Consider the following 17,639-nt stretch of genomic DNA (forward strand, 5'->3'; position numbering starts at 1 on the left):
CATACAGGGAATTTCCCCGCCCTCACCGGATTCGTCCTTCCCAGCGCCGCGCGGGTGTGACTAGCGTCCGCCACATGGCCGAAACGCGAGCACTCCGCAGTCACGGCTGGTTCGGCGACCAGGGCGTGCTGGGCTTCACCCACCGCTCCTGGCTGCGCAACCAGGGGCATCCCGACCACGCCTTCGACGGCCGGCCGGTGATCGGCATCTGCCAGACCGCCAGCGACCTCACGCCGTGCAACGCGCACCTGCGGGAGACCGCCGAGCACGTCAAGCGGGGCGTGTACGAGGCCGGCGGGCTGCCGATGGAGTTCCCGGTGACCTCGCTCGGCGAGATCCTGATGCGGCCGACCACCATGCTGTTCCGCAACCTGGTCTCGATGGACGTCGAGGAGACGCTGCGGGCCAACCCGCTGGACGGCGTGGTGCTGCTGACCGGCTGCGACAAGACCACGCCGGCGCTGCTGATGGGGGCGGCCAGCGTGGACCTGCCGACGATGGTGGTGGGCGGCGGCCCGATGCTCAACGGCCGGTTCCGCGGCAAGCAGCTGGGCTCCGGCACCGATGTCTGGCGGTTCGCCGACGCCCGTCGCACCGGCGCGATGTCCCAGGCCGACATGAACGCCGCCGAGGCCTGCATGTCCCGGTCGGCCGGCCACTGCAACACCATGGGCACCGCGTCCACGATGGGCTGCTGGGCCGAGTCGATGGGGCTGTCGCTGCCCGGCATGGCAGCGCTGCCGGCGGTGGACTCGCGCCGCAAGGCGATGGCCCACCTGACCGGCATCCGGATCGTGGACCTGGTGCGCGAGGACGTGCGGATGTCCTCGATCGCCACCCGGCAGGCGCTGGAGAACGCCGTCGTGGTGAACGCGGCGATCGGCGGCTCCAGCAACTTCGCGGTGCATCTGCTGGCCCTGGCCGGCCGGCTGGGCGTGACTTTCGACCTGGACGACCTGGATCGGCTGGGCCGGTCGGTGCCGCTGCTGGTCGACCTGATGCCGGCGGGCCGGTTCCTGATGGAGGACTTCTGCTACGCCGGCGGCCTACCGGCGGTGCTGCGCGAGCTGGGTGACCGGCTGCCGCACCCGGACGCGATCACCGTGACCGGCGGCACGGTCGCCGAGAACGTGGTCGACGCCGAGGTGTTCGACCGCGAGGTGATCCGCACCGCGACCGATCCACTGCGGACGGACGCCGGACTGGCCGTGCTGCGCGGCAACCTGGCTCCGGACGGGGCGATCATCAAACCGGCCGCCGCGTCACCGTCCCTGCTGCAACACGTCGGCCGTGCGGTGGTCTTCCATGGTGTCGAGGACCTGCACGCCCGCATCGACACTGTCGAATGCGACCGGGACAGCGTGTTCGTGCTGACCGGGGTCGGCCCCCGCGGCTTCCCCGGCATGCCCGAGGTCGGCAACTTCGGGCTGCCGCGCAAGCTGCTGGAGTCCGGTGTGGACGATGCCGTGCGCATCTCCGACGGCCGGATGAGCGGCACCGCCTTCGGCACGGTGGTGCTGCACGTGGCCCCGGAGTCCGCGGTCGGCGGGCCGCTGGCGCTGGTCCGCGACGGCGACCTGATCGAGCTGGACGTGGCCGGCCGCCGGCTGCACCTGGCCGTGGACGACGGCGAACTCGCCGCCCGCAGGGCGGCGTGGACTCCGCCGCCCCGCGCGGCCGAGCGCGGCTGGGTGCGGCTGTACGTGGACCACGTCGGCCAGGCCGACCGCGGCGCCGACCTGGACTTCCTGGTCGGCGGCTCGGGCGCGCCCGTGCCGCCGGGAAACCACTGATGCGCCTCAGTCGCTGGGCCGGTTCAGCGTGGCCACGAACTTGTACCGGTCGCCCCGGTACACCGAGCGCACCCACTCCACCGGGTTGCCCTCGGTGTCGAAGGAGTGCCGGGACAGCAGCAGCATCGGCAGGCCGATGTCGGCGCCGAGCAGCTCCGCCTCCTCGGGCGTGGCCAGCGCGGTCTCGATGGTCTCCTCGGCGTGGCCCATCTCCACCCCGAAGCGCTCGCGCAGCACCTGGTACAGCGAGCCGCCGGAGCTGACGTAGCGGCGCAGCCCGCGGAACCGTCCCAGCGCCAGGTGGGTCGTCTCCAGGGCCATCGGCTCGCCGTCGGCCAGCCGGAGCCGGTGCAGCCGCAGGACCTTGGCCCCGGCCCGCACGCCGAGGTAGCGGGCCAGCTCGGCGTCGGCCGCCTCCTCGGATGCCTCCAGCAGCCGGGAGGACGGCTGGCGGCCCTGGGCCAGCATGTCCTGTGTGTACGAAGACAGCTGCAACCGCTGCGCCACCTTGGGTTCGGCGGCGAAGGTGCCCTTGCCCTGCACCCTCAGCAACCGGCCTTCCACCGTCAGTTCGGCAAGCGCTTGCCGAACCGTGGTGCGCGAGACGTCGAAGTCGGCCGCGAGCGAGCGTTCCGTCGGTATCGGCGACCCCGGCGGCATGGATCGCAGCAGGTCGAGCAGATGCCGCTTGAGACCCCAGTACTTGGGTTCACGCTGCGCACGCGACCGCAACCCGGCGTCGCCGCCGGCCGGTGAGGTTTCGAGCATGGCCTCCTCCTAAACTTCCGCCCACTCCCCAGCGAACAGGATGCCTTGTCAACCGCTGCCTGTGCGATCACACCCCCGGTCATTCGTCCGATGACTTTGCAACGGTCTCGCAACGACCTTGACATCGAGTGTGGCACGGCACACCCTTTTTCCTCATTGGTCTACACCAAATTGGTCTGCACCAGACAAGCTCGTCCGGCAGGTGAGCCGGGGTGGAAGGGCGGAAACCGTGCTGCGTAAGAGTGGGCTGCGGAGAAAGTGGATCGTGGCGGCGGTAGGCGTCGCCGCGGTGTCGATGGTGGCAGCCGGTTGCGGCGGCGGCTCCAGCAGTGGCAGTGGTGACAGCAAGACCCTCACGGTCTGGCTGATGAGCGGCTCGGCGCCGGACCCCATGGTCGCCGGGATCGACAAGGACTTCGAGGCGGCCCACCCGGGCGTCAAGGTCAACTACCAGGTCCAGCAGTGGAACGGCATCGGCCAGAAGCTGACCACGGCGCTGACCGGCACCAGCGGCGGCCCGGACGTGATCGAGCTGGGCAACACGCAGGTGGCCCAGTACAGCTCGCAGGGCACCCTGCTGGACGTCAGCGACTCCGTGAACGACCTGAACGGCAGCCAGTGGCTGTCGGCGCTCAAGGACGAGGGCGCGTGGGACGGCAAGCAGTACGGCGTCCCGTTCTACGCCGCCAACCGCGTGGTCATCTACCGCACGGACCTGTTCCAGCAGGCCGGCATCACCGCGCCGCCGACCTCGAACGACGAGTGGCTGTCCGACCTGACCAAGCTCAAGGGTCTGTCCGGCATCGACCCGCTGTACCTGCCCGGCCAGGACTGGTACGTGTGGCTGTCCTTCCTCTGGGACCAGGGCGGTGACCTGGCCACCGGCAGCGGCGCCAACTGGAAGTCGGCGATCAACTCGCCGGCCGGCAAGGCCGCGTTCAACTTCTACAAGCAGCTGGGCGACACCTCCGGCACGTCCGCGCCCAAGGACGCCGACGAGGCCACCCCGCAGCAGTCCGACGTGGTCGCCAAGGGCAGCACCGCCAGCTTCATCGGCTTCGGCTACGAGCTGGCCGCGGTGGAGAAGGCGAACCCCGACCTGAAGGGCAAGTTCGCCGCGTTCCCGATCCCGTCCAAGACCGCGGGCCAGACCGCGCCGGTCTTCCTCGGCGGCTCCGACCTGGCCATCCCGGCCAACAGCAAGAACGCCGACCTGGCCAAGGACTGGCTGAAGCTGGAGACCAGCGCCAAGTACCAGTCGCAGCTGGCCGCCAACGGCTCGGTGCCGGGCACCTCGACCGACACCAGCGCGCTCAACAGCACCGAGACCGGCAAGGCGATGGCCGCCGGCGCCAAGAACGGCAAGGCCACCCCGATCACCCCGAAGTGGGCCGCGGTCGAGGCGGACAACCCGATCAAGGCCGCGCTGACCGCGTTCCTCACCGGTCAGAAGAGCGTCGACCAGGCCGTCGGCGACGCGGACGCCGCCATCAACAAGACGTTGCAGTCGGCGAGCTGATCTGGTGTCGGTGACGACGAAGGCCGCGGTGCCGGCGGGGACCACCCCGCCGGCACCGCGTTCCACTGTCTCGGGCGGTGGGTCCGGGTTCGGCAAGCTGGTGCGCCGGCTGTTCAGCCAGCGCTCGCTGCCGTACCTGCTCCTGCTGCCGGCCACGGCCACCATCCTGGTGATGCTCGGCTGGCCGGTGCTGTCCGTGGTCCTGACCAGCTTCCAGAAGCTCGACCTGGGCGAGCTCGCCTCGGGCCGGGTCGTCTGGAACGGTCTGGAGAACTTCCGGACGATCCTGTCCGACTCGGAGTTCTGGCAGATCACCCTGCGCACCGTGCTGTTCACCGCGGCCTGCGTGGTCTGCACCGTCGGCGGCGGCCTGCTGGTGGCGCTGCTGATGAAGCACGTGTACGGCTGGGTGCGGGTGGTGCTGCAGCTGGCCCTGGTGCTGGCCTGGGCAATGCCCATCCTGGCCGCGACCACCGTGTTCCAGTGGATGTTCGACCAGAACTACGGGATCCTGAACAAGACCCTGGTCGAGCTGGGTTTCACCGGCTTCTACCACTACTCGTGGTTCCAGACCGGGCTGAGCACGATGACGGTGATCGTCATCCTGATCACCTGGCAGGGCATCCCGTTCGTGGCCTTCACCCTGTACGCCGGCGTGCTGGGAGTGCCGGCGGACCTGTACGAGGCCGCGGGCCTGGACGGCGCGAGCAGCTGGCAGACCTTCCGCGCGGTCACCTGGACCGCGCTGCGGCCGCTGGTCAACGTGGTGATCTTCCTGTCCCTGCTGTGGGACTTCAAGGTGTTCACCCAGGTGTGGGCCATCCGCCAGGGCGGTCCCGACGGCGGCAGCCAGACGCTGCCCACGCTGCAGTACCTCAAGGGCATCGCCACCAGCCACTTCGGCGCGGCGGCGGCGGTCAGCGTGATCATGATCCTCTGCCTGGTCGTGCTCACCGCCCAGAACCTGCGGCTGATGCTGCGCACCGAGGAGGTGGACTGACATGGGGCAGACCAAGAAGCGGCTGGTCTCGGTGGTCGGCCTGCTGGTCGCGGTGCTGTTCGCGTTCCCGATCTACTGGATGGTCGCCACCGCGCTCAAGCCGGCCAACCAGCTCCTGTCCGACAGCTACGACCTGGTGCCGCTGGGCGTCACGTTCCAGCACTTCATCGACGGCATCAGCAAGAAGGGCTTCCTCAACTCGCTGGAGAACAGCCTGATCGTGGCCCTGGCCGCGGTGGCCTTCGCGCTGGTCGCCGGCCTGCTGGCGGCGGTGCCGCTGGCCCGGCTGCGGTTCCGCGGGCGCAAGGGCTTCCTGCTGCTGGTGCTGGTGGCCCAGATGGCGCCGTTCGAGGCGCTGCTCATCCCGATGTACCTGATGATCCGCTCGTTCGACCTGCTCAACGCCCTGCCCGGGCTGATCCTGGTCTACTTCGCGGCCGCCCTGCCGTTCACCGCGTGGACGCTGCGCGGCTTCGTCAAGGGCATCCCGGTCGACCTGGAGGAGGCCGCCATGGTCGACGGCTGCGGCCGGTGGGCGGCGTTCCGCCGGGTCACGCTGCCGCTGCTGGGCCCCGGCCTGGTCGCCACCTCGGTGTTCAGCTTCGTCACCGCGTGGAACGAGTTCCTGTACGCGCTGACGTTCCTGCAGGACCCCGGCAACGTCACGCTGCCGGTGTGGCTGTCCAGCTTCGTCTCGGTGTTCGGGACGGACTGGGGCGGCGCGATGGCGGCCTCGACGGTGTTCACCATCCCGGTGCTGGTCTTCTTCCTGTTCGTGCAGCGCAACCTGGTCTCGGGGGTGACCGCCGGCGCGGTCAAGGGCTGAGCCCGCTGAAGGGCCCCTGGGGGCCGCCGATGGACTACCGTCGAGACCACGTCGGATCTGGGCCGCCGCCACAGGACCCTGAGACCCAAGGAGCACGATGACCCGCCAGACCGAACCGTCGGCCGGGCAGCACATGAGTGCCGAGGTCGCCGCGCAGCCCAAGATCTTCGCCGATCTCGTCGCCCGGCGCGGCGAGATCGCGGAGATCGCGGCGCAGGTGTCCGCGCGGCGGCCCCGTTTCGCCCTGCTGGCCGCCCGCGGCTCCAGCGACCACGCGGCGCTGTACGCCAAGTACCTCATCGAGGTGCTGCTGCAGCTGCCGGCCGGGCTGGTGTCGCCGTCCACGACCACGCTGTACGGAGCCCAGCCCGATCTCACCGACGTGCTGCTGATCTCGGTCAGCCAGAGCGGCGGCTCCCCCGACCTGCTGGAGGTCACCGAGTCGGCGCGGGCCCGCGGCGCGCTGACCGTGGCCGTCACCAACACGCCCGACTCACCGTTGAACAACGCCGCCGAGCTGTCGGTGGACGTCGGCGCCGGCCCTGAGCTGGCCGTCGCCGCCACCAAGACGTACTCCGCGACGCTGCTCGCGCTGTACCTGCTCATCGACGCCGTGCGGGGCGGCTCCGGCGAGCACGCCGCGCCGCTGGGTGAGCTGGCCCAGCGGACCCTGGACGACTCGGCCGCCGCCGTGCAGGAGGCCGTGCAGCGGTTCCGCTTCGTCGACCGGGTGCTCACCACCGGTCGGGGCTACTCGTCGGCCACCGCCGCCGAGGCCGCCCTCAAGCTGGCCGAGACCAGCTACCTGTCGGCCCGCTCCTACAGCGGGGCCGACCTGCTGCACGGGCCGGTCGCCGCCGTCGACGCCGAGACCGGGGTGCTGGCCATCACCAGCGCCGGCAAGGGCGGGGCGGCGATGAGCGAGGTGCTGGACGTGATCCACTCCCGTGGGGCCGACGTCTTCGCCGTCGGCTCGGCCGCCTCCCGGGTCTCCGCCGCCCTGCGCATCCCGGTGGCCGAGACCGCCGAGGAGGTCGCCCCCGTGCTGGAGGTCCTGCCCATCCAGCGCCTGGCCCTGGGCCTGTCGCTGGCCCGCGGCGGCGACCCCGACAGCCCCCGCGGCCTCAACAAGGTGACCAAGACTCGCTGACGTCAGAACGTGAGGCTCGCTCCGGTCGGAGCGAGCCTCATTCGCGTCCGCCGAACTGCCAGTTGTGGACCTCGATGTCGGCATACCGACCCGGGGTCAGGACGGCGCCGGCCGCATCCGCGTCGGACGCCCGGAGCAACGCCGCCGTACCCAGCCAGGTGTCACCGTCATCGGCCAGCAGCGGCCCGTACGCGATCAGCCCGTCCAGGTCGGGCGCGGCGAGGTCGGCGGCCTCCCCGGTACCGAGGCCGAGCACCAGGTAGCGGTTGCCGCCGGTCCGGCCGCCCGGGAACTCCCACATCGTGCGCCCCAGCGTGTTGCGCCACCGGCGCAGCAGCACGTCCCGGTACACACCGGCCTGGTAGTTCGGCTCGTCGAAGGCGAACGCGCGGGCGGCAGCGGCGTTCGGCAGGTCGAGGATGTGCACGCTGCCGGTGGCCGTGTCCATGTCGTCGGCGAGGGTCGGGCCGCGGGCGATCATCTCGGCCGCGAACCCGTCCATGTACGACCAGTGCGCTTCGAGCAGTTCGTCACGCAGTGCCCCGGAATCGGGCCGGTCGCGGTGATAGCAGAGAAACTCCACGCCGCAGTCCTACCACCGAGTCCGTGCGCGGCAATGCTAATTGCCGGCAGTGGCCAGTTCCGCGTAGTCGTCGACCTCGGCGTCGAAGGCGACCTCGCCGTCCACCCAGACCTTGCGGGGGCGCAGGTCGTCGTCCCACCACACCAGGTCCGCGACCGCGCCGGGGGCGATGCGGCCCAGCCACTTCTCGCCGATGACGTCGGCCGGGGTGCGGGTGGCGGCGATCAGAGCGTCCCGTTCGGACACTCCCAACGAGACGATGTTGCGCACCGCGCGGTCCAGGGTCAGGGCGCTGCCGGCGATGGTGCCGTCGGGCGAGCGCGGCACGCCGGCCTCGGTGAGCAGCACGTCGGCCCCGCCGAGGCGGTAGCGGCCGGGCGGCATGCCGGCCGCGGCGACGGCGTCGGTCACCAGGGCGACGCGTGGGCCGGCAGCGGCGAACACGAGCTTGCAGATCGGGCCGACGACGTGCGCGAGGTCGGCGATCAGGCCGAGGATGAACCGGTTGTCGGTGAGGGCGATGCCCGGCACGCCAGGTTCCCGGTGCGTCAACGGGCTCTGCGCGTTGAACAGGTGCGTCACCATCGAGGCGCCGGCATCCGCGGCGGCGATGGTCTGGGCCGCGGTCGCGTTGCTGTGGCCCACCGACACCACCACGCCGGCGTCCACGAGGCGGCGCACCGCGTCGAGGCCGCCCGGCATCTCCGGGGCCAGGGTGACGATGCGCAGCGCCGCCGCGACGATCTCGTCGGCCAGCAACTGGTCCAGGTTGGCCGGCTCGGGGGCCACCATCAGGCCGGCGTCGTGCACGCCGTGCCGCACCGGCGACAGGAACGGGCCTTCCAGGTGCAGGCCGAGCGGCCGGGCCACACCGGCGGCCGGCAGCGTCTGCGCGGCCGCGACCACGGCGTGGGCCTGGCGCAGCACGGTCGGCACCGGGGCCGTGATCAGCGTGGGCAGGAACCGGGTGACGCCGGTGGAGGGCAGCGACTCGGCCACGGTGCGCAGCGCCGCCGCGTCCGTGTCGGCGAAGTCCACGCCGAAGGCGCCGTTGATCTGGACGTCGACCAGGCCCGCGGTGAGCAGGCCGGTGGATAGCACCTCGGTCGCGCCAGCGTGGCCGTCGACGACGTCGACAAAACGGCCGCCCTTGATCCGCACCGCGACCGGGCCGGTCATGGCCCCGTCGACAAGTGCTCGTGGCGCTGCGACTACGGCGTCCAAGTTGCCCTCCATTGGTCCAGACCATTAGACGGTACGGGCCCCGGCGGTCGACGTCCAGTCAATCATCCACTAAATGACCTGAGTTTTGGTCATTTCCTGACAGGATACTCCGTTCGGCGGGCCGGTTCACCCCGTTGTCATGTCCACGATCACGATCGGACACGTCATGACGCATACTGGTGACGAAACATCCGAGGTCTGGCGAAACGATTAGAGGCGGTCGTGGCAGTCACCGACGACGCGATCCTGCGCGTGAAGGAGATGATCGTCTCCGGGGAGCTCAAGCCGGGCGACCGGCTGCCCCGGGAGGCGGACCTGGCCGAGCGCCTGGGCCTGTCGCGCAACTCGCTGCGCGAGGCCGTGAAGGCGTTGTCGCTGGTCAGGGTGCTGGACGTGCGTCAGGGCGACGGCACCTACGTGTCCAGCCTGCGGGCCGACGACCTGCTCGGCGCGCTGTCGTTCGTGCTGGACCTGCACCGCGGCGAGGACTCCGTGCTGGAGGTGCTGGAGGTCCGGCGCATCCTGGAGCCGGCCGCCGCCGCGATGGCCGCCCAGCGCATCGACGACCAGGAGGTCGCCGCCCTGCGGGAGCTCTGCGACGCCGCGGCCGCCGCCGAGTCCGTCGAGGAGCTCGTCGAGCACGACCTGGAGTTCCACCGCCGGGTCGTGCAGGCCTCCGGCAACGCCTACCTGGCCCAACTGCTCGACTCCCTGGCCGGGCCGACCGTGCGGGTGCGCATCTGGCGGGGCATCACCCAGGCCAGCGCCGTCGACCGCACCGTCGCCGAGCACCGGGCCATCGTCGACGCACTGGCCGCCCGTCAGACCGAGCTGGCCCGCTCGTGGTCGACCGTGCACGTCGCCGGCGTCGAGCAGTGGCTCAAAGACCTGGCGTGATCCCGTAGATCCGGGCCGCCGTTCCGCCCCAGACGGCGTCCCGCTCGGCCTCGCTCAGTCCCTCCGTCAACTGCTCTGTCGCCTCCACCACCTGCACGTACGTGGCGTGCAGCAGGCACACCGGCCAGTCCGAGCCGAACATCACCCGGTCCGGGCCGAACGCCGCCAGCACCACCTCCGTGTACGGCCGCAGGTCCTCGACCGACCACTGCTTGCTGGCCTCCGTCACCAGGCCCGACAGCTTGCACGTCACGTTCGGCAGCTCCGCCAGCTCTCGCAACCGCGTCGCCCAGGGCTCCAGCTCGCCCGTGGTGATTGGCGGCTTCGAGCAGTGGTCCAGCACAAAGCTCGTCTCCGGCAACGCTGTGACCGCCGCGACCGCGGCCGGCAGCTGGTGCGGCAGCGTCAGCAGTTCGTACACCAGGCCCGCCTCCCCCACCGCCTTCAGGCCTCGGAGCACGTCGTCCCGGATCAGCCATGCCGGGTCCGGCTCCCCTTGCACCTGGTGGCGGATCCCCTTCAGCCACCTTCCGCCGGCGCTCTCCTTCAGGCCCTGCAGGGTTTCCGCCACGTCAGGCTCGGTGAGATCCGTCCACCCCGTCACCGCCTTCACCAACGGATCGGCCTCCGCCAGCTTGAGGAACTCCGGCGTCTCCGCCGCCACCGTGATCGTCTGCACCAGCACGCTCGCCTCGATGCCCGCGGCGTCGGTCAGCGGCTTGAGGTCGTCGAGGGTGAACGTCCGGTGCAGCGTCTCCGCCAGCCCCGGCTCCGCCGTCCACGGCTGGTCCCGCACGGCCAGATCCCACATGTGGTGATGCGCGTCAACCCTCATGACCTGCTCCAACGTGGTTGTCCACAGGGCGCCGGCTATCCACAGGCACCCCCTCTTCCAAGATCGACTTCCCACCACCGCGGGTAGGCTGGGCCTGGGACGCCACCCCGGGATCGGGTGGGGGCTGTTCTCCCCCAGGGGCTGGGATGCTGTCCGGGGCGGGGCTAGTAGGTGGGGTGGCGGTCAGGGGGTTGGGGTCTCGTGTGCGAGCAGACCTTCCACCTTGAGCTCGGCCCAGAGGTCCGGGGAGACCTTGTCGGCGAACAACGCGGCGTTCTCGGTGATCTCTCCAGGAGTCCGGGCGCCCACGGCGATGGCCTTGACGGCGGGGTGGCCGAAGGGGAACTGGAGGGCGGCCTGGGGCAGGACGGCGCCGTGACGCGAGCAGACGGAGGCGATGCGGCGGGCGCGTTCGAGCATCGAGGCAGGGGCAGCGGAGTAGTTGTAGGTGGCGTCGGAGGGAACCTCGGGACGGGCCAGCAGCCCGGAGTTGAAAACGCCGACGGAAACGACGGAGACGCCACGGTCCAGGCACAGGGGCAGGAACGAAGCCAGGGATTCCTGTTCCAGCAAGGTGTAGCGGCCGGCGAGCATGACGTAGTCGAGGGAGCCCTCGCGGATGAAACGCTCGGGCATCTGCCACTGGTTCATGCCGACGCCGATGCCCCGGATGACGCCCTGGGACTTCAACTCCTGTAGCGCGGGTAGGCCCTCGGAAATGGCCTGCTCCCAGTGGTTGTCGGGGTCGTGCAGGTAGACGATGTCGACGTGGTCGAGGCCGAGGCGGGCCAGGGACGCGTCGAGGGAGCGGCGGATGCCGTCGGCGGAGAAGTCCCAGACGCGGCGATGGGTGGCGGGCACGAGAAAGCCCGCGTCATCGAGCCCCCCGCCGCCGAAAGGCTCGAGGACGCGGCCGACCTTGGTGGAGATGACGAACTCGTCGCGGGGGCGAGCGGACAGAGCCGCGCCGAGGCGGCGTTCCGACAAGCCCAAGCCGTAGTGGGGCGCGGTGTCGAAGTAGCGGACACCGGCGTCCCAGGCGGCGTCCACGGTGGCACGGGCGTCCACATCGGACACTGGGGTGTAGAGGTTCGCGATCGGCGCGCCGCCGAAGCCGAGGCCGGAGATCACGGCAGGGCCCACACGAGGTTGACGGAGGGCTCAGCGCCGGAGTAGTCGTCCTGGACCTCCAGGAGTTCGGCCATCCGGGCCTGCCAGGGCACGTTCGCCGGATGCTCGGCCAGGAACTCCCGCATGTGGGCGTAGTCCTCGACCTCGACGAGGTGGAACAGGTCCCGGCCACTGCGCCAGATCCGCCACGAATGGACGCCGGCGGCCCTCAAGGCCACGTCCAGGTCGGAAGGGATGACGGCGTGCACGGCCTCGTAGTCGGCTTCCCGCCCGGCCTTGAGCCGGGTGTGCAGGGCGACGGTCTCCACTAGTCCTGGGCCTTTCCGGTCGTCAGCCGAGCGAGCACGAGCGCGCCGATGATGATGGCCCCGTTGACGGCCCCGAGCCAGTACGGGTTCACGTGGGCGAGGGTGAGGATGTTCTGCACCAGCCCCAGCATCAGCACACCGCACATGGCGCCGAACAGGGTGCCCTTGCCGCCGTTGAGGCTGACGCCGCCGAGCACGGCGGCGGCGAAGGCGTTGAAGATCCAGCCGGAGCCCTGGCTGGCGGTGACGTTGCCGTAGTGGCCGACCATCATGGCGCCGGCCAGGGCGGCGAGCACGCTGGCGACGATCAGCACCACGGTGGTGACCCTGGTGGTGCGGATGCCGGCGGCCTTGGCCGCGGCCTCGTTGCCGCCGATGGCGTACAGCGAGCGCCCGTGCCGGAAGTAGCCGACGAACACGATGGCGATCACGAACAGGGCCAGGAAGATCCAGATCGAGGCGTGCACGCCGAACCAGGTGGCGTTGCCCAGGTAGTACAGCGAGGGCATGTTCGTGCTGGACAGCGACTGGCCGACGGTCAGGCCCTGCTGCACGCCGCGAATGGTGATCAGCATGCCCAGCGTGATGATGAAGCCGGACAGCTGCAGCCGCAGCACCAGGAAGGCGTTGATGGCGCCGATGAGCACGCCGGCCAGCAGGCACACCGGCAGCGCGGTCCACTCGGGCAGCCCGATCCCGAGCCCGTGTTCGGAGGACGGCAGCACCAGCACCATGGCCAGCGCGGGTGCGAAGCCCAGGGTCGACTCCAGCGACAGGTCCATCTTGCCGACGATCAGCACCAGCGCCTCGCCGAGCACGACCAGGCCCAGTTCGGACTGCTGCTGCACGACGTTGAGCAGGTTGCCGCCGGTCAGGAAGATCGGGCTGGCGATGAAGCCGACGACCAGCAGCACCAGGATCGCCGGCAGCAGCGCCAGGTCGCGCAGCTTGGCGACTTGCAGCCGCGGCCGGGCGGCCGCGACCGGGGTGGACACGTCACTCACCACTGCTCTCCCCGATCCCTTCGATCACACTGACCAGCTCGTTGTCGGTCCAGCCGGCGGGGAACTCGCCGGCCACCGAGCCGTGGAACATCACCAGCACCCGGTCGCAGGGACGCAGGTCGTCCAGCTCGTCGGAGATCACCAGCACCGCGGTGCCGGCGGTGGCCGCCCGGTCGACCGCGTCGAGCAGGTTCTCCTTGGACTTCACGTCCACGCCCGCGGTCGGGTCCATCAGGACCAGCAGCGACGGGTCGCTGGACAGCGCCCGCGCCATCACGACCTTCTGCTGGTTGCCGCCGGACAGGTCGGCCACGTCCTGGTCCGGCCCGGAAGTCTTGATAGCCAGGTCGTCGATCATCTTCTCGGCCACCGCGGTCCGGCGCCGGCCGGAGATCGCGCCGAACCGGCCCAGCCGCCCGGTGATCGGGAAGGTGGCATTCTCGGCGATGCTCAGACCGGGCACGAAGCCCTCCTTGTGCCGGTCCTCCGGCACGAAGCCGACGCCGCCGGCCAGCGCGGCCGGCACGCTGCCGGGCTTGAGGGCTTTCCCTGACACGGCAACGGTTCCGGCGTCGGCCTTGCGCAGCCCGACGATGACCTCGCCCAGCTCCACCTTGCCGCTGCTGCCGGAGCCGGCGATGCCGACCACCTCACCCTTGCGGATCGACAGGTCGATGCCGCTGAAGTGTTTGCCGAGAGCCAGCCCGCGAACGTCCAAAATGGACTCGGAGCCCACCGCGGGCCGGCTGGCCCCGGCGCCGAGGCCGACGGCCTCGCCGGTCATGGCCTCCACCAGCTGGTTGCGGGACAAGTCCGCCACCGGGCTGGTGACGATGTGCCGGGCGTCCCGGTACACCGTCACCGTCTGGCAGATCTCGAAGATCTCCTGGAGGTGGTGGGAGATGAACAGGAACGTGACGCCGGCCGCGCGCAGCGAGCGCATGCGCTCGAACAGCCGCTCGATCGCCGGCCCGTCCAGCTGCGCGGTCGGCTCGTCGAGAATGATGAACTTGGCCCCGAACGACAGCGCCCGGGCGATCTCCACCAGCTGCCGCTGCTCGACCGTGAGCGCGGCGGCCTCGACGTTGGGATCGACGTCGACGCCGTACTCGGACAACAGGTCGCCCGCGGTGTGCCGCAGCCGAGACCAGCTGATCACCGGTCCGCCGTCGAGGTTCTGCCGGTTGATGAACAGGTTCTCGGCAACGGTGAGGGTCGGGATGATGGTGGACTTCTGGTAGACGCACGCCACCTTGGTCCGCCACGCCTGGCGGTCGGACAGCGGCGGCGCCGGCTCGCCGCGGAAGGTGATCTCCCCGCTGTCCGGCCGGTTCAGGCCGGTCAGCATGGAGACCAGAGTGGACTTGCCGGCGCCGTTGCGACCGACGAGCGCGTGCGTTTCCCCGTCGGCGACGGTGATGTGCACGTCGTTCAGCGCGACGGTCTGCCCGAACCGCTTGGTGATGTTGCTGGCCTCGACTGCGTTCATCACTTGGCTACCTGGTTGCCCCAGAGGCTCTTGTCGTCCACGTTGTCCTTGGTCACCAGCGGGGCCGGCAGCTGGTCCTCCAACTGGCCGCCGCCGACGTCCAGGATCGTGCTGTTGTGGTCGGTCGGGCCGGGCTTGAAGGTCTTGCCCTGCACCGCGGCCTTGGCGTAGAACAGCGCCCACTTGGCGTACAGGTCGGCCGGCTGGGAGATGGTGGCGTCGATCTGGCCCTGCCGGATCGCGTCGAACTCCTGCGGGATGCCGTCGTTGGAGATGATCGTGATGTGCCCGGGCTGACCGGCCGGGATCAGGTGGTTGGTCGACTTCAGCAGCTGCAGCGTCGGGGCCAGGAACACGCCGCCGGCCTGCATGTAGATGCCGTTGATGTCCGGGTTGGCGGTCAGGTCGGTCTGCAGCGCGGCCGAGGCCTTGGCGCCGTCCCAGTTGGTCGGCTCGGCCAGCACGGTGATGCCCGGGTAGTTCTGCTTCATGCAGTCGCCGAACGCCTCGGACCGGTCGCGGCCGTTGATGGAGGACAGGTCGCCCTCGAACTCGACGACCTTGCCCTTGCCCTTGAGCTGGTCGCCCAGGTACTTGCAGGCCTTCTCGCCGTACGCCTTGTTGTCGGCGCGCACCACCATGTAGGCGCCGCCCTTGTCCGGCCGGGTGTCGACCGTGACGACCGGGATCTTCTGCGAGTTGAGCTGGGTGATGGTGCTGGCGATGGCGCCGGTGTCCTGCGGGGCCATCACGATCGCCTTGGCGCCCTGCGCGGTCAGCGCCTGCACGTTGGACACCAGCTTGGTGACGTCGTTCTGGGAGTTGGTCGGGGTCATCAGGTTGATGCCCAGGTCCTTGGCCTCGGTCGGCACGTACTTGTTGTACGAGTTCCAGAAGTCCGAGTCGGCCCGGGGGAAGTCGACGCCGATCGGGCCGACGCCGGCGCTGTCGCCGGCCCCGGCGGCGTCCCCGCGGTTGCAGGCGGCCAGCGTGCCGGCCAGCGCGACGCACACCGCCACGGTGAGGATGCTGCGCTTGTCCATCGTTCCTCGTTTCTCGTCTAGCTCGGCGGCCGAAGGCGCAGGCCGTACATACCGCCGTCCACCGCGAGCACGGTGCCGGCGGTCGATCCCGACAGGGGGCTGGCGAGGTAACAGATGGCGTGTGCCACCTCGTCGGCGGAAACGAGCCGCCCGGACGGCTGGCGCGCCTGGAGCGCGGCCCGTTCGGCGGCGGGGTCGGGCGCCGCGTCGAGCAGCCGGCCGACCCAGGGGGTGTCCACGGTGCCGGGGGCGACGGCGTTGACCCGGATGCCTTCCCGCACGTGGTCGGCGGCCATCGCCAGGGTCAGCCCGTACACCGCGCCCTTGCTGGCGGAGTACAGGGCCCGCTGCGGCAGACCGGCCCACGCGGCGATGGAGCAGGTGTTGACGATCGCCGCCGCCGGCGACTGGCGCAGCCACGGCAGCGCGTGCCGCGCGACCCGGGCCATGCCCACCACGTTGACGTCCAGCACCCGGTGCCACTGCTCGTCGTCGTTGGCGGCGACGTCGCCCTGGGCCCCGATGCCGGCGTTGTTGATCACGATGTCCAGCCGGCCGAACCGCTGCGCCGCCTCCGCGACCGCGGCCGCCACCGACTCGTCATCCGTTACGTCGCAACGGATTCCGACCAGCGGCGCGGCGACCTCGTCCGGATTGACGTCCAGCGCCGCGACCTGTGCGCCACGCGAGGCCAGCAGTTCGGCCGCGGCGCGGCCGATGCCGGACGCGCCGCCGGTGACAACCGCGGCCAGGCCTTCGAAGTCGGTCATGCCACACCCTCCGTCCACACGGGACCGTCCGGATACACGTACCGGCTCAGCGTTTCCTCCCGCAACTGCGCGGAGAAACCGGGCTGGGCCGGCGCGAGGTAGCGGCCCCCGACAACCGCGGCCGGATCCGTGAAGTGCTCGTGCAGGTGGTCGACCCACTCGATGACGCGGCCGTCCATCGACGCGGACACCGCGGCGTAGTCGAAGAAGGACAGGTGCCGGACCAGCTCGCACAGGCCGACGCCGCCGGCGTGCGGGCACACCGGCACGCCGAACTTGGCCGCCAGCAACAGGATCGCGATGTTCTCGTTGACACCGCCGACCCGGCAGGCGTCGATCTGCACCACGTCGACCGCGCCGGCCTGCAGCAGCTGCTTGAACACCACGCGGTTCTGCACGTGCTCACCGGTGGCGATCTTGATCGGGGCCAGCGCGTCGGCGATCGCCCGGTGGGCCAGCACGTCGTCGGGCGAGGTGGGCTCCTCGATCCAGTACGGCGAGTACGGCGCCAGCTCGCGCATCCAGCGGATCGCCGCGTCGGTGTCCCAGCGCTGGTTGGCGTCCACCGCGACCCGCACGCCGGCACCGACCACCTCGCGGGCCAGCTTCATCCGGCGCACGTCGTCGTGCAGGTCGCCGCCGACCTTGAGCTTGATCATGTCGAAGCCCTCGGCCAGGGCCTGCTTGGCCAGCCGGGACAGCTTCTCGTCGGAGTAGCCGAGCCAGCCGGGCGAGGTGGTGTAGGCCGGGTAGCCCTGCTCGGTCAGCTGGGCGATGCGGCCGGCCCGGGTCGGCTCGGCCTTGCGCAGGATGCCCAGCGCCTCATCCGGGGTCAGCGCGTCGGACAGGTAACGGAAGTCGATCAGCCCGACGATCTCCTCCGGCGTCATGCCGGCCAGGAACCGCCACAGCGGCAGGCCGGCCCGACGCGAGGCGAGGTCCCACGCGGCGTTGACCACCGCGCCGATCGCCATGTGCACGACGCCCTTCTCCGGGCCCAGCCAGCGCAGCTGCGAGTCGCCGATCAGCTCCTGCGAGAGCGCCGCCAGGTCGGCGGCGGTCTCCGGCACGGGCTTGCCGACCACGTGCGGGGCCAGCGCGCGGATGGCTGCGGCCTGCACATCGTTGCCGCGGCCGATGGTGAAGGCCAGGCCGTAGCCGTCGGGGCCGTCGTCGGTGCGCAGGGTGACGTAGGCGGCCGAGTAGTCCGGGTCCGGGTTCATCGCGTCGGACCCGTCCAGTTCCCGCGACGTGGGGAAACGGATGTCCTGCACGTCGAGTTCGACAACACGGGCCATC

The 17,639-nt window shown here is 70.6% G+C and carries 17 protein-coding genes; 6 read left to right on the forward strand and 11 right to left on the reverse strand.

The features are described 5' to 3' along the window. The first annotated feature begins 74 nt into the window (after window positions 1-74). Window positions 75-1,793: an IlvD/Edd family dehydratase gene (locus tag JJ691_RS36545; RefSeq protein WP_211764094.1), complete on the forward strand. Its 1,719-nt coding sequence runs from the start codon at window positions 75-77 to the stop codon at window positions 1,791-1,793. Between the two features lie 6 nt (window positions 1,794-1,799). On the opposite strand, the gene JJ691_RS36550 is transcribed toward JJ691_RS36545, so the two are convergent. Beyond that, complete coding sequence (locus JJ691_RS36550; RefSeq protein ID WP_211764095.1) at window positions 1,800-2,561, reverse strand: GntR family transcriptional regulator; 762 nt, start codon at window positions 2,559-2,561, stop codon at window positions 1,800-1,802. A gap of 295 nt (window positions 2,562-2,856) precedes the next feature. Here JJ691_RS36550 and JJ691_RS36555 point away from each other — a divergent pair, with 295 nt between their 5' ends. From JJ691_RS36555 to JJ691_RS36570, 4 genes are all read left to right on the forward strand, one after another. Then, window positions 2,857-4,080, forward strand: a complete 1,224-nt coding sequence (locus JJ691_RS36555; RefSeq protein ID WP_211771933.1) for an extracellular solute-binding protein — start codon at window positions 2,857-2,859, stop codon at window positions 4,078-4,080. A 4-nt stretch (window positions 4,081-4,084) separates the two neighbouring features. After that, a complete protein-coding gene (locus JJ691_RS36560; RefSeq protein WP_249227243.1) occupies window positions 4,085-5,080 on the forward strand; it encodes a carbohydrate ABC transporter permease in 996 nt (331 codons plus the stop codon). 1 nt (window position 5,081) lies between these two features. Continuing rightward, the gene (locus tag JJ691_RS36565; RefSeq protein WP_211764096.1) at window positions 5,082-5,906 is read left to right on the forward strand and encodes a carbohydrate ABC transporter permease; all 825 of its coding nucleotides are present in this window, start codon (window positions 5,082-5,084) and stop codon (window positions 5,904-5,906) included. A 97-nt stretch (window positions 5,907-6,003) separates the two neighbouring features. Then, window positions 6,004-7,056: an SIS domain-containing protein gene (locus JJ691_RS36570; protein ID WP_211764097.1), complete on the forward strand. Its 1,053-nt coding sequence runs from the start codon at window positions 6,004-6,006 to the stop codon at window positions 7,054-7,056. Between the two features lie 37 nt (window positions 7,057-7,093). Here JJ691_RS36570 and JJ691_RS36575 read toward each other — a convergent pair whose 3' ends face one another. Then, window positions 7,094-7,639, reverse strand: coding sequence for a YciI family protein (locus JJ691_RS36575; protein WP_211764098.1), 546 nt, complete (start codon window positions 7,637-7,639; stop codon window positions 7,094-7,096). Between the two features lie 36 nt (window positions 7,640-7,675). After that, a complete protein-coding gene (nagA, locus tag JJ691_RS36580; protein WP_211764099.1) occupies window positions 7,676-8,863 on the reverse strand; it encodes an N-acetylglucosamine-6-phosphate deacetylase in 1,188 nt (395 codons plus the stop codon). 222 nt (window positions 8,864-9,085) lie between these two features. On the opposite strand from nagA, the gene JJ691_RS36585 reads away from it, so the two are divergent. Further along, window positions 9,086-9,760 (forward strand): FadR/GntR family transcriptional regulator, encoded by a 675-nt coding sequence (locus tag JJ691_RS36585; RefSeq protein WP_211764100.1) that lies wholly within the window; start codon window positions 9,086-9,088, stop codon window positions 9,758-9,760. Here the strand turns inward: JJ691_RS36585 and JJ691_RS36590 are convergent. From JJ691_RS36590 to JJ691_RS36625, 8 genes are all read right to left on the reverse strand, one after another. Then, window positions 9,744-10,595, reverse strand: a complete 852-nt coding sequence (locus JJ691_RS36590) for an amidohydrolase family protein (RefSeq protein ID WP_211764101.1) — start codon at window positions 10,593-10,595, stop codon at window positions 9,744-9,746. The two genes, JJ691_RS36585 and JJ691_RS36590, sit on opposite strands and share 17 nt — an antisense overlap. A 183-nt stretch (window positions 10,596-10,778) precedes the next feature. Next, window positions 10,779-11,726: an aldo/keto reductase gene (locus JJ691_RS36595; protein ID WP_211764102.1), complete on the reverse strand. Its 948-nt coding sequence runs from the start codon at window positions 11,724-11,726 to the stop codon at window positions 10,779-10,781. Beyond that, window positions 11,723-12,034, reverse strand: coding sequence for an L-rhamnose mutarotase (locus tag JJ691_RS36600; RefSeq protein WP_211764103.1), 312 nt, complete (start codon window positions 12,032-12,034; stop codon window positions 11,723-11,725). Before JJ691_RS36600 ends, JJ691_RS36595 begins: the two co-directional genes overlap by 4 nt. Beyond that, window positions 12,034-13,038, reverse strand: a complete 1,005-nt coding sequence (locus JJ691_RS36605; RefSeq protein WP_249227244.1) for an ABC transporter permease — start codon at window positions 13,036-13,038, stop codon at window positions 12,034-12,036. Before JJ691_RS36605 ends, JJ691_RS36600 begins: the two co-directional genes overlap by 1 nt. Beyond that, complete coding sequence (locus tag JJ691_RS36610; protein ID WP_211764105.1) at window positions 13,031-14,527, reverse strand: sugar ABC transporter ATP-binding protein; 1,497 nt, start codon at window positions 14,525-14,527, stop codon at window positions 13,031-13,033. The genes JJ691_RS36605 and JJ691_RS36610 overlap by 8 nt, the downstream gene beginning before the upstream one ends. Beyond that, window positions 14,527-15,570, reverse strand: a complete 1,044-nt coding sequence (locus tag JJ691_RS36615) for a sugar ABC transporter substrate-binding protein (protein WP_211764106.1) — start codon at window positions 15,568-15,570, stop codon at window positions 14,527-14,529. Before JJ691_RS36615 ends, JJ691_RS36610 begins: the two co-directional genes overlap by 1 nt. Before the next feature lie 17 nt (window positions 15,571-15,587). Further along, window positions 15,588-16,340 (reverse strand): SDR family NAD(P)-dependent oxidoreductase, encoded by a 753-nt coding sequence (locus tag JJ691_RS36620; RefSeq protein WP_211764107.1) that lies wholly within the window; start codon window positions 16,338-16,340, stop codon window positions 15,588-15,590. After that, the gene (locus JJ691_RS36625) at window positions 16,337-17,638 is read right to left on the reverse strand and encodes an enolase C-terminal domain-like protein (protein ID WP_211764108.1); all 1,302 of its coding nucleotides are present in this window, start codon (window positions 17,636-17,638) and stop codon (window positions 16,337-16,339) included. Before JJ691_RS36625 ends, JJ691_RS36620 begins: the two co-directional genes overlap by 4 nt. Between the last annotated feature and the right edge of the window lies 1 nt (window position 17,639).

It is taken from the genome of Kutzneria sp. CA-103260, assembly GCF_018263855.1.
Classification (GTDB): Bacteria; Actinomycetota; Actinomycetes; order Mycobacteriales; family Pseudonocardiaceae; genus Kutzneria.